This window comes from Devosia sp. LjRoot3 (assembly GCF_964252865.1).
In the GTDB taxonomy this organism is placed as follows: domain Bacteria; phylum Pseudomonadota; class Alphaproteobacteria; order Rhizobiales; family Devosiaceae; genus Devosia.
Map to the genome: position 1 here is coordinate 264717 of NZ_CAXUPK020000002.1, position 20869 is coordinate 285585.

General features: G+C 61.5%; 20 protein-coding genes. 17 read left to right on the plus strand and 3 right to left on the minus strand.

Annotated elements, in window-relative coordinates; genetic code table 11:
• Positions 1-28: 28 nt before the first annotated feature.
• The 11 genes from pal (at position 29) to ACSQ2A_RS08450 (ending at position 12177) form a co-directional block, all read left to right on the plus strand.
• Positions 29-529 carry a peptidoglycan-associated lipoprotein Pal gene (gene pal / locus ACSQ2A_RS08400; protein WP_436071837.1) on the plus strand — a complete coding sequence of 167 codons (501 nt, stop codon included), beginning with the start codon at positions 29-31 and terminating at the stop codon, positions 527-529.
• A 148-nt stretch (positions 530-677) separates the two neighbouring features.
• On the plus strand, positions 678-1712 hold the full coding sequence (gene ybgF / locus ACSQ2A_RS08405; RefSeq protein WP_436071838.1) for a tol-pal system protein YbgF: 1035 nt from the start codon (positions 678-680) through the stop codon (positions 1710-1712).
• Positions 1697-2971, plus strand: a complete 1275-nt coding sequence (tilS, locus tag ACSQ2A_RS08410; RefSeq protein ID WP_436071839.1) for a tRNA lysidine(34) synthetase TilS — start codon at positions 1697-1699, stop codon at positions 2969-2971. The genes ybgF and tilS overlap by 16 nt, the downstream gene beginning before the upstream one ends.
• Before the next feature lie 627 nt (positions 2972-3598).
• Positions 3599-5530 (plus strand): ATP-dependent zinc metalloprotease FtsH, encoded by a 1932-nt coding sequence (gene ftsH, locus ACSQ2A_RS08415; protein WP_295415686.1) that lies wholly within the window; start codon positions 3599-3601, stop codon positions 5528-5530.
• A gap of 114 nt (positions 5531-5644) precedes the next feature.
• Complete coding sequence (gene glmM, locus ACSQ2A_RS08420) at positions 5645-6988, plus strand: phosphoglucosamine mutase (RefSeq protein WP_436071840.1); 1344 nt, start codon at positions 5645-5647, stop codon at positions 6986-6988.
• Between the two features lie 103 nt (positions 6989-7091).
• On the plus strand, positions 7092-7820 hold the full coding sequence (locus tag ACSQ2A_RS08425) for an outer membrane protein (protein WP_436071841.1): 729 nt from the start codon (positions 7092-7094) through the stop codon (positions 7818-7820).
• A 115-nt stretch (positions 7821-7935) separates the two neighbouring features.
• Positions 7936-8919, plus strand: coding sequence for a D-erythronate dehydrogenase (denD, locus tag ACSQ2A_RS08430; RefSeq protein ID WP_436071842.1), 984 nt, complete (start codon positions 7936-7938; stop codon positions 8917-8919).
• 4 nt (positions 8920-8923) lie between these two features.
• Positions 8924-9979, plus strand: a complete 1056-nt coding sequence (gene murB / locus ACSQ2A_RS08435; RefSeq protein ID WP_436071843.1) for a UDP-N-acetylmuramate dehydrogenase — start codon at positions 8924-8926, stop codon at positions 9977-9979.
• Between the two features lie 351 nt (positions 9980-10330).
• The gene (locus tag ACSQ2A_RS08440) at positions 10331-10846 is read left to right on the plus strand and encodes a VWA domain-containing protein (RefSeq protein ID WP_436071844.1); all 516 of its coding nucleotides are present in this window, start codon (positions 10331-10333) and stop codon (positions 10844-10846) included.
• Positions 10843-11547 carry a DnaJ domain-containing protein gene (locus ACSQ2A_RS08445; RefSeq protein ID WP_436071845.1) on the plus strand — a complete coding sequence of 235 codons (705 nt, stop codon included), beginning with the start codon at positions 10843-10845 and terminating at the stop codon, positions 11545-11547. Before ACSQ2A_RS08440 ends, ACSQ2A_RS08445 begins: the two co-directional genes overlap by 4 nt.
• A gap of 81 nt (positions 11548-11628) precedes the next feature.
• Positions 11629-12177, plus strand: a complete 549-nt coding sequence (locus ACSQ2A_RS08450; RefSeq protein WP_436071846.1) for an ATP-dependent Clp protease proteolytic subunit — start codon at positions 11629-11631, stop codon at positions 12175-12177.
• A 71-nt stretch (positions 12178-12248) separates the two neighbouring features.
• Here ACSQ2A_RS08450 and ACSQ2A_RS08455 read toward each other — a convergent pair whose 3' ends face one another.
• Together ACSQ2A_RS08455 and ACSQ2A_RS08460 are read right to left on the minus strand one after the other, a co-directional pair.
• Entirely contained in the window at positions 12249-12542 is a 294-nt protein-coding gene (locus ACSQ2A_RS08455; protein WP_436071847.1) for a hypothetical protein, read from the minus strand.
• Positions 12543-12696: 154 nt separating this feature from the next.
• The gene (locus tag ACSQ2A_RS08460; protein WP_436071848.1) at positions 12697-13059 is read right to left on the minus strand and encodes a response regulator; all 363 of its coding nucleotides are present in this window, start codon (positions 13057-13059) and stop codon (positions 12697-12699) included.
• A 159-nt stretch (positions 13060-13218) separates the two neighbouring features.
• On the opposite strand from ACSQ2A_RS08460, the gene ACSQ2A_RS08465 reads away from it, so the two are divergent.
• Positions 13219-14397: a GAF domain-containing sensor histidine kinase gene (locus ACSQ2A_RS08465; RefSeq protein ID WP_295415665.1), complete on the plus strand. Its 1179-nt coding sequence runs from the start codon at positions 13219-13221 to the stop codon at positions 14395-14397.
• Between the two features lie 48 nt (positions 14398-14445).
• Here ACSQ2A_RS08465 and ACSQ2A_RS08470 read toward each other — a convergent pair whose 3' ends face one another.
• Complete coding sequence (locus ACSQ2A_RS08470; protein ID WP_436071849.1) at positions 14446-15675, minus strand: PQQ-dependent sugar dehydrogenase; 1230 nt, start codon at positions 15673-15675, stop codon at positions 14446-14448.
• Positions 15676-15934: 259 nt separating this feature from the next.
• Between ACSQ2A_RS08470 and ACSQ2A_RS08475 the strand changes: the two genes are divergently transcribed.
• The 5 genes from ACSQ2A_RS08475 (at position 15935) to serA (ending at position 20766) form a co-directional block, all read left to right on the plus strand.
• Positions 15935-16552, plus strand: coding sequence for a GntR family transcriptional regulator (locus ACSQ2A_RS08475; protein ID WP_295415660.1), 618 nt, complete (start codon positions 15935-15937; stop codon positions 16550-16552).
• A 112-nt stretch (positions 16553-16664) separates the two neighbouring features.
• Positions 16665-17243 carry a biotin transporter BioY gene (locus ACSQ2A_RS08480; RefSeq protein WP_436071850.1) on the plus strand — a complete coding sequence of 193 codons (579 nt, stop codon included), beginning with the start codon at positions 16665-16667 and terminating at the stop codon, positions 17241-17243.
• Positions 17240-17659: a DUF1284 domain-containing protein gene (locus ACSQ2A_RS08485; RefSeq protein ID WP_436071851.1), complete on the plus strand. Its 420-nt coding sequence runs from the start codon at positions 17240-17242 to the stop codon at positions 17657-17659. The genes ACSQ2A_RS08480 and ACSQ2A_RS08485 overlap by 4 nt, the downstream gene beginning before the upstream one ends.
• A 158-nt stretch (positions 17660-17817) precedes the next feature.
• Positions 17818-18999, plus strand: coding sequence for a phosphoserine transaminase (locus ACSQ2A_RS08490; protein ID WP_436071852.1), 1182 nt, complete (start codon positions 17818-17820; stop codon positions 18997-18999).
• A gap of 183 nt (positions 19000-19182) precedes the next feature.
• Positions 19183-20766: a phosphoglycerate dehydrogenase gene (serA, locus tag ACSQ2A_RS08495; RefSeq protein ID WP_295415652.1), complete on the plus strand. Its 1584-nt coding sequence runs from the start codon at positions 19183-19185 to the stop codon at positions 20764-20766.
• Positions 20767-20869: the final 103 nt, after the last annotated feature.

The window sequence follows — 20869 nt, forward strand, 5'->3', positions numbered from 1 at the left end:
AAGATTGTTGCCTTTTTGGAGCTACCCCGTGGCCATTCCCGCACCATTTTCGACCGCGTTGCGCGCTGCCGCGATGCTGTTTTTCGTCGTCGTCGTCGCTGCCTGTTCGCGCAGTTCCAATGATGCCGTCGGTCTCACCGGCGCCGGTAATCTCGGCCCTGGTGGCGGTGCTCCGGGCAGCCAGCAGGAATTCATCGTCACCGTTGGCGATCGCGTCTTCTTCACCACCGATTCGAGCTCGCTGACCCCGGAAGCCATGGCTACTCTCGACAAGCAGGCTGCCTGGCTCAACCAGTACCAGAACTATCGCGTGCTGATCGAAGGCCATGCCGACGAACGCGGCACCCGCGAATATAATATTGCCCTCGGCGCCCGCCGCTCCTCGGTGGTCGTGAACTATCTCGTCTCCAAGGGCGTCAACGGCCAGCGCATTACCAGCCAGTCCTTCGGCAAGGAACGCCCGGTCGCCATCTGTAACGACATTTCCTGCTGGAGCCAGAACCGCCGCGCGGTCACGGTGGTCCAGTAGAAACCTCATTCCAGTCGCAAGAACTGGAGGCAAGGAACGCCCGGTACCACGAAAGTGGGCCGGGTGTTTTGTTTTGACCAAAATTGGCCTTTATCCAGAGGCCAAAGATACCCATCTTGTCGCGCATCGACCCAATGGAGAAAACGGCGTGAAGCTCGGAACGTTCAACAGAAAGGCGCGCGCCGGTTTGTGCGCCCTCGCCATCGGCCTGGGGCTCCTGCCTGCCGCCAATGCGCAGACCCTTCCCCCCGCCGAATTGGGCGGTCTCTCCTTCACCAACACCCAGCCCGAACGCATTCTCGTGGCCCAGGCCGATCAGGCCCAGGTTCTGGTGCGCATGCAGCAGCTCGAAGAGCAGATTCGCCTGCTCAATGGCCAGATTGAAGGCCTGACGTTCCAGCTCACCCAGATGCAGGAAATCGTCAACCGCATGCAGGAAGACAATGAGTTCCGCTTCCAGCAGCTGGAAGGCGGTGCTGGGGGAAAAACTGAGGCGGCGACCCAACCTGGTGGCGTGACGCCGCCCGAGGCGTCGCCGCAGACTCAAACTGTGGCCCCGACCGGCGAAGATGCCGTGCCGCTGACCCAGATTCCCGAACAGGGCGTCAAGCCACTGCCGGGCGAGGCGGAATTCGATCCGACTTTTGACGATCAGTCGTCCCTGCCCATGGATGACCTGGGCAGTTCGTCCGATCCTCTCGTTGGCACCGGCCAAACGGGCGGCATTGACCTGACGACCGGCCAGCCAATCGATCTCAGCTACAATCCGGCTACGGTCTCCACCGGCAATGCGGATGCCGATGCGCAATTTGCCGCCGGCTATGAAGCCTATGCCTCGGGCGACTATGCCTTTGCCGCCGATCAGTTCGACCAGTTCGTGTCGCTCTATCCCGACAATCCGCAGGTTCCGGAAGCTGCCAATTTCCTCGGCGAGGCCCTCCTCACGCAGGGCTCCTACGATCAGGCGGCCGAGGTGCTGCTCGACACGTTCCAAAAACACCCCGATCACGCCCGCGCGCCCGACCTGCTCCTGAAGCTCGGCATGGCCCTTTCCGGGGCCGGGGAACGCGAAACCGCCTGCCGCACCTTTGGCGAGGTCGGCAAGCGCTATACGACCTTACCTCCGGCTTTCGTCGCGCGGCTTGCCGAGGAGAAAGCCAAGGCCCAATGCCCGCCAGCCTGACCCCGGATCTCGCCGACAGGGCCACGCTGGCAAATCTGTTTGCGCCCATTTCCGGCGAGGCCGTCATTGGCCTCGCCGTTTCGGGCGGTCCCGACAGTCTCGCGCTGATGCTCCTCGCCCATCGCTGGGTTTTGGGCGCGGAAACTCCTCCCAAGATCGTTGTCTACAGTCTCGATCATGGTCTGAGGCCCGAGGCGGCCGATGAGGTTGCTATGGTCGCGACCGAGGCGACAAAACTCGGCTTCGAATTTCGCGGACTCAGATGGAGCGAAGGTCATCCTGAAACCGGCCTTCAAGAGGCCGCGCGGCAGGCGCGCTATCGGCTGATTGGCGAGGCCCTGGCTCAGGATAACGCGAAGGTGTTGTTGACCGCTCATCATCGCGCCGATCAGGCCGAAACCATTTTGATGCGTCTCGCCCACGGCAGTGGCCTCGATGGCCTCAAGGGCATGGTGCCGTTTTCCGAAGTCGAAGGCGTGCGGGTTTTCCGGCCGCTGCTCGATGTAGAACCGGCAGCGCTTGGCGCCATCGTGGAGGAGGCGGGGCTGACGCCCGCGCGTGATCCTTCCAATGCTGATGACACCTATGAACGTGTGCGCTGGCGCCGGCTCCTGCCATCCCTGGCGCAGGAAGGGCTCGATGGCGCGGCGCTGTCGCGCTTTGCCGCCCGCATGGCCGAGGCCGATCAGGCCCTGGCCCAACTCGCCGATGCCGCCTTTGCCGAACTGGTTGCGGTCGATGGTTTTGGAGCCGCCTCGCTGCCGCTGAGCGCGCTCGAACAGCTGGGCCCGGCAACCGGCCGGAGGGTGCTAAGCCGCCTCCTGGCCGTTGTTGGTGGCCGCCAAAAGCCGCGCGCGCTGGGCCAAGTGGAACGGCTCTTTGAACAGATCACCACCAATACACTGCCCCGCGGCACGACGCTGCTCGGCACCGTCATCCGCATCAAGGATGGTTTTGTCACCATCGCCCGCGAGCCGGGCAGGGCGCTGCCCGAGGATCAGGCCTTGCCGCCGGACGGCGTGCTGGTCTGGGACGAGCGTTTCGAGATCACCAATGTTTCTGGCGAAACCGGCTTTGTCGCCTCCGCCACCGACTTCTTCCCGCGTCACCGGCTCGAAGAGGTTCTGGGCTTCAAGGTCACGACACCAGCCGAGGCCATCCGAACGGCACCCATCGTGCGTGATGCGAGCGGGGCGGTGCTGTCACTGGGTGGCTGGTCGTTCGATGAGCGGGTCCAGGTGAGGGTGCTGGTGGATTAGCGCCCGCTGGCCCCCTTCCATCGTCATTGCCGGGCTCGTTCGGGCAATCCATCTCGCCTTCGCTCCGTCACCGCGTCATTCCCGCGAAAGCGGGAATCTCTCTGTCGCGAAACAGGGATCCCCGCTTTCGCGGGGATGACATCGAAGAGATATCCATCTTATCCCCGTCCCCAATTATGCCCTCATAGTACCCCCATCCAACCTCGCACGGACGGTCTGCAGACGACAGTAGCGAGGGGGCCCGGCAGGGGATCGTCTCCCATGCACGTTCGGGGCTGGCCGCTTGCGACGAGCGATCAAAAGTCGCCGATAGTTCCCGCCCGAAAAGAGGGCACCCCGGAGCGGTATCCGCTTCATCTACTAAAAACTTCGAGGCGAATGCCGCTCCGGGGTCCGTCCACCAGTAACACTCTCGCGGCATCAGCCGGCGGGAGCAAAATTACGTGCCCTGATAGTAATCCCCGGCGGAACCGCGTAAGGCCATATCCCGTTAACCCCGTCGCGACAAAATGACTGGACGTAAAGGCCGGGACGCCGCAGGTACTGCCCTTGTAACGCCCCAATGACGGTCTTACATTCGGCCTAATGCTGCCGCGTCGCGCGCTGGCTTCCTCCGGGACAGGATTGATGAACGGAAATTTCCGCAACTTTGCCATCTGGCTAGTCATTCTCTTTATGCTGATGGGCCTGTTCCAGGTCTTCCAGTCATCTACGCGCACCATGTCGGTGGGCGAAAAGAGCTATAGCCAGTTCGTGACCGACGTCGACGCGGGTCGCGTTTCCAGCGTTACCATTACCAATGATGTCGTTTCCGGCGTTCTCAACGACGGTACGCGCTTTGAAACCATCGTTCCGGCCGGTGCGGACATGATCTCGCGCCTTGAAGCGCAGGATGTGTCGATCACCGCCCGCGCCCCGGAATCGAGCCCCTTCTGGTCGATCCTGCTCTCGTCCTGGCTGCCCTTCATCGTCATCATCGGCGTGTGGTTCTTCTTCATACGCCAGATGCAGGGCGGTGGCCGTGGCGGCGCCATGGGCTTTGGCAAATCGCGCGCCAAGCTGCTCACCGAAACGCAGGGCAAGGTGACGTTTGAAGACGTCGCCGGTGTCGACGAAGCCAAGCAGGACCTGGAAGAAATCGTCGAGTTCCTGCGCGATCCAGGAAAATTCCAGCGCCTCGGTGGTCGTATTCCGCGCGGCGTGCTGCTGGTCGGCCCTCCGGGTACCGGTAAGACGCTGCTCGCCCGCTCGGTGGCTGGCGAAGCCAATGTCCCGTTCTTCACCATTTCCGGTTCTGACTTCGTGGAAATGTTCGTCGGTGTGGGCGCCAGCCGCGTCCGTGACATGTTCGAACAGGCCAAGAAGAATGCCCCGTGCATCATCTTCATCGACGAAATCGACGCCGTCGGTCGCCAGCGTGGCGCCGGTCTCGGCGGCGGTAACGACGAACGCGAACAGACCCTCAACCAGCTCCTCGTCGAGATGGACGGTTTTGAAGCCAATGAAGGTATCATCCTCATTGCCGCAACCAACCGCCCAGACGTGCTCGACCCTGCTCTCCTGCGTCCCGGCCGTTTCGACCGTCAGGTCGTCGTGCCGAACCCGGACGTTTCGGGTCGTGAAAAGGTCCTGAAAGTTCACGTCCGCAAGGTGCCGCTGGCTCCCGACGTCGACCTCAAGGTTCTGGCTCGCGGTACCCCGGGCTTCTCGGGTGCCGATCTGATGAACCTCGTCAACGAAGCTGCCCTGATGGCGGCGCGCAAGAACAAGCGCTTCGTCACGCATCAGGAATTCGAAGACGCCAAGGACAAGATCATGATGGGCGCCGAGCGCCGCACCATGGCCATGACCGACGACGAAAAGAAGCTGACCGCCTATCACGAAGCTGGCCATGCCATCATCGCGCTGAAAGTTGCCGGCATCGACCCGATCCACAAGGCCACCATCATCCCGCGCGGTCGTGCGCTGGGCATGGTGATGACCCTGCCGGAAACCGATAGCTACTCGTTCAGCCGTGAGAAGGCCCTTGCCCGTCTCACCATGCTGTTCGGTGGTCGCGAAGCCGAAATCATCAAGTTCGGCCCGGCCAAGGTGACGTCGGGTGCCTCCGGCGACATCCAGATGGCGACGGCTCTGGCTCGCTCGATGGTGATGGAATGGGGCATGAGCGAAAAGCTCGGCCGCGTGCGCTACAAGTCCAATGACCAGGAAGTGTTTCTCGGCCATTCGGTCACCCAGTCCCAGCATATGTCGGATGACACCGCCAAGCTGATCGACCAGGAAGTGCGCAAGCTCATCGAAGATGGCGAAGCCTCGGCCCGCAACATCCTGACGACCTACAATGACCAGTGGGAAGCCATTGCCCAGGCCCTGCTCGAATTCGAAACCCTGACCGGCGACGAACTTCGTGCGCTCATGGACGGCAAGCAGCCGACGCGGCCTGAAGACGGTGGTCCGGCTGTGCCGAAGGCTACGGGTGTGCCGACCGCCGGCAAGTCGGGCAAGAAGCGGCCGGATGCGCCGCCGGAGCCGGGCATGGAGCCCCAGCCGGAAAGCTGAGGCCAGTTTATACAAGGGCCACCCAAGGGTGGCCCTTTTCTTGTCCAAATCTCTGCGCTACTTCCCACGAAAGTGGTATTGAATGCAGCAGACCAGTTATCGGGGGAACGCACTATGGCCCGCAAATATTTCGGCACGGACGGCATTCGGGGCATGGCGAATGGCGACAAGCTGACTCCCGATCTCGCGATGAAAGTCGGCATGGCCGCCGGCACGACATTCGTGCGTGGCGAGCACCGCAACCGTGTCGTTATCGGCAAGGATACGCGCCGCTCGGGCTATATGCTGGAAAATGCCCTGGGTGCCGGTTTCACGGCCGTGGGCATGGATGTCTACTTCCTCGGACCGATGCCGACCCCGGCCGTCGCCATGCTGACGCGTTCGCTGCGCGCCGATCTGGGGGTCATGATTTCGGCCTCGCACAACCCCTATGAAGACAATGGCATCAAGTTTTTCCGTCCCGATGGCTACAAGCTCAGCGACGAACTCGAAGCCGAAATCGAGCGCCTGATCGAGACCGACACGTCAAAGCTTCTGGCGCATGGCATGGAAATCGGCCGCGCCTATCGCGACGAAGAAGCCCGCACCCGCTATATCGAATATGCCAAGCGCACCCTGCCGCGCGGCGTTGACCTTTCGGGTCTGCGCGTGGTGCTCGATTGCGCCAATGGCGCCGCCTACAAGGTCGCCCCGGTGGCGCTCTGGGAACTGGGCGCCGAGGTTATCACCATCGGCGTCGAGCCCAATGGCTACAACATCAACCACAAGGTTGGCTCCACCGCTCCCGAGGCCGTTGCCGCCAAGGTCAAGGAGGTGCGTGCCGATATCGGCATTGCGCTCGATGGCGACGCTGATCGCGTCATCATCATCGACGAGAAGGGCAATGTGGTTGATGGCGACCAGTTCATGGCTGTCATCGCCCATAGCTGGATGGAGCGCGAAATGCTCGTCGGCGGCGGTATCGTCGCCACCATCATGAGCAATCTCGGCCTCGAACGCTATCTGACCGGCCTTGGCCTGACGCTCGAACGCACCCAGGTGGGCGATCGCTATGTGCTCGAAGCCATGCGCTCCAAGGGTTTCAATGTCGGCGGCGAACAGTCCGGCCACATCATTCTTTCCGATTTTACCACGACGGGCGACGGGCTCGTCGCGGCCCTGCAGCTGCTCTCGGTGCTCAAGCAGCAGGAAAAGCCGATCTCGGAAATCTGCCACCGCTTTGACAAGGTGCCGCAACTCCTGCGCAACGTGCGTTTCAAGTCGGGCAAGCCGCTCGACCACAAGCACGTCAAGCAGGCAATTGCCGATGCGGAGTCGACCTTGGGCAGCGCCGGGCGTCTCGTCGTGCGCGCTTCGGGCACCGAGCCGGTGATCCGCGTCATGGGTGAAGCGGACGACGCGGCGCTCGTCGAGAGCATCGTCGGCCAGGTTGAGGCGGCCATTCGCGAGATCGCTTAGGGTCTCGTTAGGGTTAAAATCTAGGGTTAAGCGGGCTTTAACGAGTTTGTCCGATATTTGCCATGAACCGACATAGCGTCGTGGCAACTAAAGGACTGAACCCATGCGCAAGCTCATTGCTGCGTTCCTGTTGACCGGAACAGCAGTGGCAGGCCCGGCAATTGCCGCGGACATGCCCTATTATCCGCCCGTGATCGAAATTCCGGACGTCGACTATGGCGTGTCGGGCAGCTTCTACCTGCGCGGCAGCGCCGCTGGTAACGCGATGTGGGCCAAGGAAGTTTTCCACCCCACCGCCACCCCGCGCACCTTCGCCATCACCGATTATGGCTATGGCTACTCGGTCGGCGCCGGTGTCGGCTACGAAACCGGCACGGGTCTGCGTGTTGATGCTACGGTCGACTATCTGTCGAACGACAATATGCGCGCCAATGTCACCGGAGCGGCGCCTGTACTGGCAAATGGTGTGCACAGCCTGCAGTTGCGTTCCACCGTCGTTCTGGCGAACGCCTATTACGACTTCGGTTTCGGTGACATGGGTTATGGCGCTGCTGGCGGCGCCTTCGGCTATGTTGGCGCCGGTGCCGGTGTGGCCTTCAATGACATCATCACCACCGGTCCGGGCAATCCCGATACGCACGGCACCAATACGAGCCTTGCTGCTGCCGGCATGGCCGGTGTCGGCTATGACTTCGGCCACATCGTCGCCGATGTTGGCTATCGCGGCCTCTATATCGACTCGCTCGCGAACAATACGGCGGCTCAGCCCTATTCGATTGCCGGCGCCTGGGTCCACGAAGTGCGCGGCACGCTGCGCTACCGCTTCAACTGATCCCAACTGTCTTTCATGCAGCGGCGCTCACCTTCGGGTGGGCGCCGTTTCTTTTTGCGGTGACAACAGGCTGCCGCAATGATTTCGTCGGTTGAGGCTATTGGAGGACACGGTCTTGAAGATTCTGGTGATCGGCGCCGCCGGCATGGTTGGACGCAAGCTGACGGCGGCACTGCTGAAGGCGGGGCAGGTTGGGGGGCGGGATATCTCGACCCTGGTCCTCGCCGACGTCGTAAAGCCCGACACCCCGTCCGCCTCCATTCCGATCGAAACCCATTCACTCGACCTCTCTGCCCCAGAAGCCGCGGAGAAGCTCATCGTCTCGCGTCCCGATCTCATCTTCCATCTCGCCGCCATCGTGTCCGGCGAGGCCGAAGCCGATTTCGAGAAGGGTTATCGAATCAATCTCGATGGCACCCGGTACCTGCTGGAAGAGATCCGTCTCGCCAGTCAGCATGGACCCTATGCGCCGCGTCTTGTCTTCACCTCTTCCATTGCGGTTTTCGGCGAGCCCCTCCCGGTCGAAATCCCGGATGAATTCCCGCTGACGCCGCTCACCAGCTACGGCACGCAAAAGGCGATCTGCGAGCTGCTCTTGGCCGACTATTCCCGCCGCGGTTTTGTCGATGGGGTCGGCATTCGTCTGCCGACCATCGTGGTTCGCCCAGGAAAACCCAACAAGGCCGCGTCGGGCTTCTTCTCCGGCATCATTCGTGAGCCCCTGGCCGGTGTCGAAGCGGTCTTGCCGGTCGAGGCGAATGTTCGCCACTGGTTTGCCAGCCCCCGCGCTGCGGTGAGCTTCCTGCTCCACGCAGCCCAGATGGACACGTCCAGTCTCGGACAACGCCGTTCTCTGACCATGCCGGGCCTTGCAGCGACCGTAGGGGACGAAATCGAGGCTTTGCGGCGTATTGCCGGGGACAGGGCGGTAAAGCTCATCCGCCACGAGCCTGACCCGGTCATTGCCCGTATCGTTGCCGGGTGGCCACAGGCCTTCTCGGCAAAGCGTGCCGAAGGCCTCGGCTTTGTTGCCGAGCGCCGCTTCGACGACATTATCCGTGCTCACATCGAGGATGAGTTGGGCGGACAGTTGGGCTGATGCATTGCCAGGCCAGCCAGACCGCACCTATAACCCGGCCATGACCACGTCCTATCTCAACCTCACCCCCGATTTTGATCTGTCTGCGCGCAATACATTGGCGCTCAAGGCCAGATCACGCTGGGGCGCCATACTGGAAGCGACCGATCAGGTGCCACCGCTTTTTGCCCTGGCGCGTGAACGCGGCTTGCCTCTGCGCATCCTTGGCGGCGGCAGCAATGTGGTGCTTTCCGCAGATTTTGTCGGGATCACGGCCGTGGTGGCGACGGCCGGCCGTGCTGTCACAGCGCAGACCGAGGATCACGTTCTGGTCGAAGCGGCTGCCGGGGAAACCTGGCACGACTTCGTCGTCTGGACGGTGGAACAGGGTTTTGGTGGCATCGAGAACCTGGCGGGCATTCCTGGTACTGTCGGCGCCGCACCGGTGCAGAATATAGGGGCCTATGGTGCCGAAGTGGCCGATGTCTTCGACAGTCTCGTGGCTTTCGACACGCTGGACAAAACCCTCAAGACGTTCACGGCCACTGATTGCGCTTTCGCCTATCGCGATAGCGTCTTCAAGAGGGAGGCGGGGCGCTATGTGGTGCTGTCGCTGCGTTTGAGGTTGCCGCGACCCTGGAAGCCTAATCTGCGTTTTGCAGGGCTCGCTGAACTGATGGATCAACCGGCGCTTGATCCTCGGACCGTGATGGACCGCGTCCTTTACCTGCGTGGGTCCAAACTACCCGATTGGCGCGTGACGCCCAATGCCGGGTCATTCTTTCAAAATCCCATCGTGACGCTCGACGAAGCGGCGCCGGTACTCGCCGCCTTCCCGACGGCGCCCAATTTCCCGCAAACGGATGGGCGGACCAAGCTGTCGGCCGGCTGGCTCATCGAGCAGAGCGGCCTCAAGGGGTTTCGCATGGGACGCGCCGGTATTTCCGAGCGCCATGCTTTGGTGGTCGTCAATCTCGGTGATGCCGATGCCGGCGATATCGCCGCCCTCGCAGCGCATGTAAAAGCCACGGTGAAAGCACGTTTCGGCATAGCGCTCCACGAAGAGCCGGTCTTTCTCTAAGCCGGCAACGCTCGAACACCTCAAGCGCATCTGCCCTTCCGGTCGGAGAGTTGGTAGAGTTTTGGCGTAACGAGGCACAGAGTTACGAGTTTGTGACCAAGCCGTTGGGGCCTTGCGGCTGATATCGCCGCCCCACATATTAGTTTCATGGCGAAAAAAGACCTCGACGCACGAGAAGCCTCTGGACTGCCCGACAAGGGCAGGGTGAGCGGCGATATTGCGGCTTTCGTCAAAAAGGTTGGCACGTTGGCGCGTCCCAATGCTGCGCAAGACGGACGGCTATTGTTTGCCCTCGATGCGACGATGAGCCGCCAGCCGACCTGGGACCTCGCCTGTTCGCTGCAGGCGGAGATGTTTCGCGCCATTCCCAAGCCGAGTGCGTTGCAGGTGCAACTGCTGTATTTTCGCGGCTTTGGCGAATGCCGGGCCAGCAAATGGGTACTCGATGGCGATGCCTTGGCTAAGCTCATGACCGGCATCGACTGCCGCGGAGGCAATACCCAGATTTCCAAAGTCTTCGATCACGCGCGCGCCGAGCACGCGAAGCGGCGGATCAATGCGGTGATCTTTGTTGGCGATGCGATCGAGGAAAATGTCGATGTGCTGTCTGAAAAGGCGGGGCAACTCGGCCTGCTCGGGCTGCCTATCTTCGTCTTTCAGGAAGGCCGCGATGCCCTGGTCGAGGCTGCTTTTCGCGGTTTTGCAAAGCTCAGCAAGGGTGCCTATGCCCGGTTCGATGCTACCGCGCCCCAGGAATTGGCGGCCCTGCTCAAGGCGGTGGCGGCTTATGCCAGTGGGGGCAGGAATATGCTGAAGCTGCAGGCTAGCGGCCAAGCGCAGGCATTGTTGGCCCAGTTGCCGCCGTGACGTATATTTTTCTTGGCGCGCTGGCTCTTTTGGCCAGCCTGGCTCTCGTCAATTACCTGCTCAAGCTTGACCGGCGGACATTGATGCGTGGCCTGCGCTGGGTGGTCGGCGGGCTCGGCGCGCTCATTGCCGTCGGCTTGCTCTTTGCCCGCCGCTTCGATCTCGCTCTCTTTGTCGGTGCGGCGGCCTTTGCGGTATTGCGAACTGGCAGGCTCGGGGCAATTTCCTTCGATGGACCCGCTGCAGACGCAGGCAATATCTCGAAGGTGCAGAGCTATAGCTTCGCCATGGAACTGGACCACGACACCGGTGCGGTCTCCGGCCGCGTGCTGAATGGCCAATTTGCCGGTATGGATCTGATGGATCTGGGCGAGATGGATACGAGACTTCTGCTGGCCGAAGTGGGAAGCGATGCCGATAGTTTGAGCCTCCTGGAGAGCTGGCTCGATGCCAATCGCGGCGGTTGGCGCGAATATTTCGCGAGCCAGGATGCGAACGAAAAAACAGGCGCCAAAACGGGAGGCGACCCGGTGGCCGAAGCCTATGAAATTCTTGGCCTGAAACCCGGCGCGAGCGGTGACGAAATCAGGGCGGCTCACCGTGATCTGATGAAAGCAGTCCATCCTGACCATGGGGGCTCCAGCTATCTCGCCGCCAAAATCAACGAGGCGCGCGACCTTCTGCTCAAACAGGTGCCGTGAGCTTTCTCTTCTCGGTCTGTAAGAAAAGTGCCCAAGGAACCCTACGGACGTCCTGCCCGTTCGATGAACAAGGGGACCATGATGGATGAGATTCGCGAAACCGGGTATTTTGGATTTACCGGCCCGATCGAGCCCGCCGGCGTCGGCAGGCTCGCGGGCGCGTTGAACTCCGCGGTGAACAGCGGCGTTTCTCTGGTTCACCTGGCCTTCAGTTCAAATGGTGGTTACGTCGCGGACGGCGTCTATCTCTACAATCACATAAGGGCGCTGCCGCTGCACCTGGTGCTCTACAATACCGGGTCTGTGAGCTCGATCGCGGTATCGGTCTTCCTCGCCGCCCAGCAGCGCTATTGCTCGGCCCACGGCATGTTCATGATCCATCCAACGACCATGGGCCAGTCCGAAGGGCTTACTGCGCGGCGCCTGCAATCAACGCTGGATGCGGCGCTGGCGGATGATGATCGCACGGACAACATCCTGCGTGAGCGCAGCCGGATTCCCGAGGAAGTTCTGGCGGCGCGGCGTCACAGCGAGATCTACATCTCGCCCGTGCAGGCTGTGAACTACGGACTTGTCGAGGCGGTGCGCGAATTTTCGCTGCCAAAAGGGCAGCAGATCATCCAGATCTAGGTCGTCTCTATCCAATTTCCGATCCTTCCACTCGGGCGGAGGCGGTTGGACCGCCGCCGCCATTCGCCGTGCTATTGGCGGTCGGGATTGCCCTGGCCTGGACGGTTCTTCTGACCGGAGCCAGCATCGTCCTGTTCCTTGCGGAACTGGTCGCTTCCCTGGCGGCCCTGCTGGTTTTCACCAGACTGCTGTCCACCGGCACCGCCTTGGCGGTTGCGATCCCGGTCCATGTCCCCGTCATCGCGCTGGGTATTCTGGCGGTTCTGTTGGCCACCTTGCTGGCCCTGCTGGTTCTGGCCAGATTGCTGGCCACCCTGGGACCCCTGGCGATTGCGGTTGGGATCCTGTTCGTCGCGGTTTGGCATGGGAGTTCCTCCTCCTGTTCTCCGGACTTCAAGGCCCGGCTTTGGGGGAACGGGTGGGGGAGTCACGTGTTCCGATGAAGTGATCGACGCGAGCAAACGTGATCGCCGTGGTGCCGAGGCCCGACTGTGCGGGGGCAACGACCCGGCCGGTTGCCTAGCCCAGCATTTGGTTCATCGTTTCGATGATTTCGGCAGTTCGATAGGGCTTGGAATAGAACGCGCTCCCGGTAGGAATGTCGCTGATCTCGACATCGCGGTGCCCGGAAACGACGATGATCCGAATGGGCGGCCACCGATCTGCTACCGCCGCGGCAAGCATCAGACCATCCATCGAGCCGGGCATGTCCACATCGGTGATGATGAGCCGAATATCATTACGGCTTTCCAGAAGTTTGACAGCCGCCGCTGCATTGGCTGCTTCGAGCACGACAAAACCCGTGGCCTCGAGATCGTCCACCAGCGCCATGCTGACGAGCGGCTCGTCCTCAACCACGAGAATGATTGTTGGGGCTGTCATGGACCTTCCATCAGCATGGGCGCCAGCGGACGCAGAACTGACATCTACATCAACGGAGCACGGGCGCTTACGATCCATCGCGTGGCGATCTCGATGAAGTTCATGACATGCCCGGTTGGACTGATTACGATGGGTTGATATCTCGATCAAAGCGCGACCATGCCGCACGATTTTCAGAATGACATCAATGCCGTGCAGAGAATTGCGGCGGTGCCTACGATTCTCGACGTCGCCTGCCGGGCCACTGGCATGGGTTTTGCGGCCGTCGCGCGCGTTACCGAGGACCGCTGGATAGCGTGCCAGGTTCTCGACAACATCCATTTTGGCCTGCCGCCGGGTGGTGAGTTGAAGGTCGAAACAACGCTCTGCCATGAGATCAGGCAGCACCGGCAGGTGGTGGCGATAGACAATGTCGCTGAAGATGCGACCTATCAGAACCACCACACACCGCAACTCTATGGCCTGCAAAGCTACATTTCGGTGCCGATCACGCTGCCCGATGGGCGGTTCTTCGGAACGCTTTGCGCCATCGATCCCAATCCACACAAGGTCAACAACCCGCAGATCATCGGCACGTTCACGCTCTTTGCCGAACTGATCGCCCACCATCTCGACGCCGAGGACCGGATCCTTGTCGCCGAAACCAAGGTGGTCGACGGATTGGCCATGTCCGACCTTCGCGAGCAGTTCATTGCCGTTTTGGGCCACGACCTGCGCAATCCCCTGGCGGGGCTTGAAGGTGGGCGGCGGATGCTGTCGACCATGCATGACGATCCCAAGTCGGTTCGCATTCTTCGGCTTATGGGGGAAAGCGTTGCTCGCATGAGCGGCCTGATCGACAATCTCATGGACTTTGCCCGCGGGCGCCTGGGTGGCGGCATTGGCTTGCAGCGCACGGCAGATCAACGGCTTGAGCCGCTGCTTGCCCAGATCGTCAACGAGATCAAGGCCGGCCACCCCGAGCGCGAGATAGAAATGCGGTTCGACCTCTCGCAGGGGGTCAATGTCGATCAAGCCCGTATCGGCCAAATGTTCTCGAACCTGATGGGCAATGCGATCACGCATGGCGCCGAGGACCAGCCCATCATCGTCGAGGCGGTAATCGCCGATGGCCATCTCCTGCTTGCGGTCGCCAATGGTGGACAGCCAATCCCGGCTTCCGCCATGGAACGCCTGTTCCAGCCGTTCCATCGCGGTGGCGCCGAAACGAGCCTGCAGGGCCTGGGATTGGGGCTCTACATTGCCTCGCAAATCGCCGAGGCTCATGGTGGCACGATCGAGATGACCTCGGACGCCGCCGAAACCCGCTTTACGTTCCGGATGCCGCTGGTCCCCTAGGTCGACATCGGTGGGGCGAGGCGAAAACTGCCTCGCCACATGACCTTGTCAGGTACTCGCCTTGCTCAGACGAACTATGGTGGAAGTCCCGGCGTCCGGGTTCTCCGTTACGGCATAGACGGCGCCATCAGGCCCGATTTTGACATCGCGCACCCGCGCCTGGAGCGGCACGCGCTCTTCATAGACGACCTTGTCGCCATCGAGATGAACAACGACAACGCCTTCGGCGACCAGACCACCGATGAGGAAGGCTCCCTGCCATTCGGGGAATTCGCTGCCCTCGTAGAAGGCCATGCCCGAGGGGGCGATGACAGGGTCCCAGTAGTAGACAGGTTGTGTGGTGCCTTCCTTGGCCGTGATGCCTTCGCCGATCGGTTCGCCGCTATAGTCGAGCCCATAGGTTACTTCGGGCCAGCCATAATTGGTGCCGGCTTCTGGCCTGTTGAGTTCGTCGCCGCCCATGGGGCCGTGTTCGACGGTCCAGAGGCGGCCTTCGCCGTCGAGCGTTGCTGCTTGCATGTTGCGATGACCGAGGCTCCAGATTTCGGGTAGGGCGTTCTCGGTTGCGATGAAGGGATTGTCCGGCAAGGCCTCGCCGCTGCTGTCGATGCGGAACACCTTGCCGAGGCCACTGGAAATATCTTGCGCCTGATTGCGGGTTTCGACATCGGATCGCTCGCCAACAGTGACGAACAAGGCGCCATCGGGGGCAAAGACCAGGCGAGAGCCAAAATGCTTGTCGCCGTTATAGGTCGGGGTTTGCTGGAAGATCACCTTGAGGTCTTCGAGCGTGCCGCTATTGGCGTCGTCGGCGGAGAGTATGGCGGAAGCGACACTAGTGCCGTTGCCGCCATCGCGTGGTTCCGAGAAGGAGAAGTAGACGAGGCCCGAATTTTCGAAATCGGGTGCCAGGGCGACGTCGAGTAGTCCGCCCTGACCGCGATCATCCACCTCGGGCAGTCCTTCGATCGGCGCGCCGGCTTCGCCTTCGGGGGTGACGATATGCATATCGCCAGCCTTGGTGGTCACCAGCATGCGGCCATCGGGCAGGAATTCAAGCGACCAGAGCTGCGGCAGGTCCTCGGCGACCACCGTTGTTTCGACCTTGGGCATTTCCGCTGGTTGTGGCGCTCGTGTCTGACCTTCAAAGGCCGGTTGCTGGTCGGTCGCATTTGGGGCCTGGGTTGCAACAGAGCCGCTCTCCTGGCCTGCGGCCAGGGCGGGGAGCAGCACGGCACAGAGGGCCGTGCTTGCGAGCAATGAGGGTATGGGGCGCATCAGGGGTCTCCTTTTACGGCTGACGCGCGAACGCAGGACGCAAAACAAGGTGCGTTCGTCGGTTGTCGGGCAGGATTGCCTGTCACTAGAAGGCCTGTTCGGAGCGAGCGTTGCATGGGGGAGGATCACATGCCGGTGTCAGCGGCCCGCCGGGTGCGCCAAAAGCCTCTCACGAGATCACGGCGTGCATGCGATTTCCGGCCGGTGTATGAGAAAACGGCATCCATTCGCGCGATGTCAGCTCACCTCTTCGGAACACATGGCCAAAGACGACACTCTCGCCAACCAGATCGCCAAAACGCTCGCCGAACGCATTATCTCCGGGCGCGTCGAGCCGGGCACGCCACTAAGGCAGGACCACGTTGCCGAGGAGTTCGGAGCAAGCCACGTGCCTGTGCGCGAGGCCTTCCGACGCCTCGAGGCGCAAGGACTGGCCGTGAGCGAGCCAAGGCGTGGCGTGCGGGTGGCAGGTTTTTCTCGTGCGGAGGTGCGGGAAGTCGCTGAAATGCGGGCGGCTCTTGAGGTCCTGGCACTGCAAAATGCCGCGCCCCATCTGACGCGGGCAATTCTCGACCAGGCCGAAGAAATCAACAACGAGGGCGACAATGCCCCCGATGTGCAGGCCTGGGAGCAGGCAAACCGCAAGTTCCATCGGACACTCCTGGCGCCCTGCGGGATGCCGCGACTGCTCAAAGCCATTGATGACCTGCAGGCGGCAAGCGCTCGCTTCCTCTTCTCGGGTTGGAGCGCCGAATGGGAAGCGCCGACCGACCGCGATCACAGCGCGATCCTTGTCGCTCTGCGAGCCGGGCAGGTGGAGCATGCGGGGGCGATTCTGAGGCGACACGTATTGTTGGGCGGGCGCTCTCCCCGCTAACTCGCAGCTTATTTGTGGTCGCATAAAGATCGCCCTTGCAGGGGCGATCTATCTATGGATTCCTTTAGCGATAGGTAAGAGAAATTATCTATAATTTTTGAAGGAGCCACACATGGTCACTGATAAGTCCGTCGCGTCTGCCCTGGGCAACATCCAGGACAAACCCCTCCTATGGCAGGTTGGTGCCGTGCTTGCGGGCACCGTCTTCCTCGCCGCGGCCTCCTATGTTGAGGTGCCGCTGGTCCCGGTGCCGGTCAATATGCAGACGCTCGCCGTGACCTTGATCGGCGCTGTCTATGGCTGGCGCCTCGGTGCCTTGACCGTAATCGCCTGGCTGGTGGAAGCGGCCTTGGGCATGCCTGTTCTTTCGGGCGGCGCAGCAGGAGCGCATCATTTTGTCGGGCCGACCGCGGGGTATCTTTTCGCCTTCCCGCTCGTTGCCGCATTGACCGGATGGCTTGCTGAACGCGGCTGGAGCGGCCAGCGCCCCGTCCTGGCCTTTCTGAGCATGGCGCTTGGCAATGCCGTCTGCCTTGTTCTTGGCGGCATGTGGCTCGCCGTTGTCATCGGCCCTCAAGACGCCTGGACCTTCGGCGTTGTGCCGTTCCTTGCCGGGGGGCTTCTCAAGTCGGCCTTGGGCGCCTCGCTCCTGTACGCTCTCTCCCGTCGGAAAAGCCCCAAGTCCGAATGACCGTTCGGCTTCGCCCGCACCATCTCCTTTGCCTGCTGACCTATGCAGGCAAAGGTTACTCCGCGGGCTTCACGCAGAATTATGACGCAATCGCCCGGCGCTTGTCGCAGGGCGAAAGCATCCTGATTGTCGATGGGCCCGACGATATCTGCGCGCCTCTGCTGGCCGATGCTGATGCTCATTGCCGGCGCGAGAGCGTCATCGAACGCGACAGAGCGGCGGCCGACGATGTCGGCCGGCTGGTGAAGGCGACCATAAGGGCGGGGCTCACCTTGGAGATTACCGGTGAACGCCTTGGGGTCTTGCGAGCGGCCTTTGGCCGGGGGCATACGCGCGCTGCTTGCTCCGGGTGCGAATGGAACGAGTTATGCAGCGCGATCGCTTCGTCCGGTTTCGTCGGAACCCGGGTCACTTAATCGTCTGGCCGTTTTAGTCGGCAGGACTCGGTTTCTGACGGAACTTGCAAGGGTTGAACTCTCGTCGCCCATTGACGCGTCTTCGGCTAAGGAGTATCTCCGGCCTCAGGACACCTCGCCCTAACGCGAGGCGCATAGGCCTGGGAGGGCCGCTTGAGATGGCTGATACGCCCCTGACCGCACCGGCGGTAAAACCGGCTAACCCCAATTTTTCGTCGGGTCCTTGTGCCAAACGTCCAGGCTGGACGGTTGAAGCGCTTGCTGGCGCACTCACCGGTCGTTCGCACCGCGCCAAGCCTGCCAAGGCGCGCATTCAGCAGGCTATCGACCTGACCCGCGAACTCCTCGAAGTTCCCGCCGATTATCGCATCGGCATCGTCCCCGCTTCCGACACGGGTGCTGTCGAAATGTTCCTCTGGAGCGCGCTGGGCGCTCGGGGCGTCGACATGCTCGCCTGGGAATCGTTCGGTGCCGGCTGGGTGACCGACGTGCAGAAGCAACTCAAGTTGCCTGACGTCCGCGTGCTCGAAGCTCCCTATGGCGAACTGCCGGACCTCACCCAGGTCGATTTCAACCGGGACGTGGTTTTCACCTGGAACGGCACGACCTCGGGTGTGCGCGTGCCCAATGCCGACTGGATCCCGGCGAACCGCGAAGGTCTGACTATTTGCGACGCGACCTCGGCCGCTTTCGCGCAGAAGCTTGATTTTTCCAAACTCGACGTAGTCACCTTCTCCTGGCAGAAGGCGCTCGGCGGTGAAGCTGCACACGGCATTCTGATCCTTTCGCCGCGCGCTGTTGAACGTCTCGAAACGTTCAAGCCTGACCGTCCGCTGCCGAAGATTTTCCGCATGACCAAGGGCGGCAAGCTCATCGAAGGCATCTTCAAGGCCGAGACGATCAATACCGTCTCGATGATCTGCATCGAAGACGCGATCGATGCCATGCAGTGGGGCCTGCAAGTTGGCGGTTTGCAGGCGATGCAGGCGCGTGCCGATGCCAATTTCAAGGTGCTGGCTGACTGGGTGGAAAAGACCGCGTGGGTCGATTTCCTCGCCAAGAATGCCGAACAGCGTTCGAATACTTCGGTTTGCCTCTCGATCACTGATCCAGACATCGTGGCGCTCGATGATGAAGGCCAGGCGGCTTTTGCCAAGGCCATCGTTGCCCGTCTCGACAAGCTCGGCGTTGGCTATGATTTCGGCTCCTACAAGGACGCTCCGGCGGGCCTGCGCATCTGGGCTGGCTCGACGGTGGAAGCATCCGACCTTGCGGCGTTGACCCCGTGGCTCGACTGGGCTTTCGCCCAGGAAAAGGCCGCGCTCAAGGCTGCTGCTTAAGTTCTCGATTCGGCACTCGCCGAGCCCTTAGTTTGCCGTCATTGCCGGGCTTGCCTGGCAATCCATGGACCACCGGGACAAGCCCGGTGGTGACGACGAAACAGAGGGCCCTCGGCAAACCACCCATTCATGCGGATCACAGGCCCAAGTCCTGATCCTGCAAGCAAATTGGAAAAGCCCAAAATGCCAAAAGTACTCGTTTCGGATAAGCTCAGCCCGACCGCCGTCCAGATATTCAAGGACAATGGTGTCGAGGTGGATTACCTGCCCGATCTCGGCAAGGACAAGGAAAAGTTCCTTGAAGCCATCGGCCAGTATGATGGTCTCGCCATCCGCTCGGCTTCGAAGGTCACCGAGAAGATCATCGCCGCCGCGACCAATCTGAAGGTCATCGGCCGCGCCGGTATCGGTGTCGACAATGTCGATATTCCCGCTGCGACCAAGAAGGGCATCATCGTGATGAACACGCCCTTCGGCAATTCGATCACGACGGCCGAGCACGCCATCGCCATGATGTTTGCGCTCGCCCGCCAGCTGCCGGAGGCCGATGCTTCGACCCGTGCCAGCAAGTGGGAAAAGAACCGCTTCATGGGTGTCGAAGTCACCAACAAGACCTTGGGCCTGATCGGTGCCGGCAATATCGGCTCGATCGTTGCTGATCGCGCCATTGGTCTGCGTATGAAGGTCATCGCCTTCGACCCGTTCCTGACCCCCGAACGCGCCCAGACGCTGGGCGTCGAAAAGGTCGAGCTTGATGACCTGCTCGCCCGCGCCGATTTCATCACGCTGCACACGCCGCTGATCGATGCCACCCGCAATATTCTCAATGCTGAAAACCTTGCCAAGACCAAGAAGGGCGTGCGCATCGTCAATTGCGCCCGCGGCGGTCTTATCGACGAAGAAGCGCTCTACAATGCCCTGAAGTCGGGCCATGTGGCCGGCGCCGCGCTCGACGTGTTCCTCGTCGAACCGGCCGAGAACAATCCGCTGTTCGATCTGCCCAACGTCATCTGTACCCCGCACCTTGGCGCTTCGACCACCGAAGCGCAGGAAAACGTCGCCCTGCAGGTCGCCGAGCAGATTTCGGCTTACCTCATGACCGGCGAAATCACCAATGCGCTCAACTTCCCGTCGATTTCGGCGGAAGAAGCTCCGATCATCACCCCCTGGGTGAAGCTGTCGGAAGCGCTCGGCTCCTTCGCTGGCCAACTCACCGAAACGGGTATCAAGGGCATTCACATCGAGTTCGAGGGCACTCCGGCCGGGCTCAATGTCAAGCCGATGATCGCGGCAGCCATCAATGGCGTGCTGAAACCCTCGCTGGGTGACGTCAACATGGTCTCGGCCCCGCAGATCGCCAAGGATCGCGGCATCACCGTCGAAACCACGACCCGCGACCAGCAGGGCGCCTATGAGGGCTATATCCGTCTGACCATCACCACCGAGCGCCAGACGCGCGGCGTTGCGGGCACGATCTTTGCCAATGGCAAGTCGCGGATCATCCAGGTCAAGGACATCAACATGGAAGCCGAGCTGTCGCCATCCATGCTTTATGTCACCAATGAGGACAAGCCGGGCCATATCGGCCGCCTCGGTACGCTGCTCGGCACGCTGGGCATCAATATCGCCAATTTCAACCTTGGCCGTGCCGAAGTGGGGGGCGATGCCATCGCCCTCGTCTCCATCGATGGCACTCTCACGGAAGAGCAGTTGGCTGAGATCGCTGCGCTTGAAGGTGTCAAGCAGGCCAAGGCCGTCCGCTTCTAGGATTGCAAAATTATCGACAATTGCCCCGCCGGTTCGCACCGGTGGGGCTTTCTTTTTGGGGGCAGCACGGGCTAGTTTCGCCGCGTTCCCCCTGCGCCGTTGT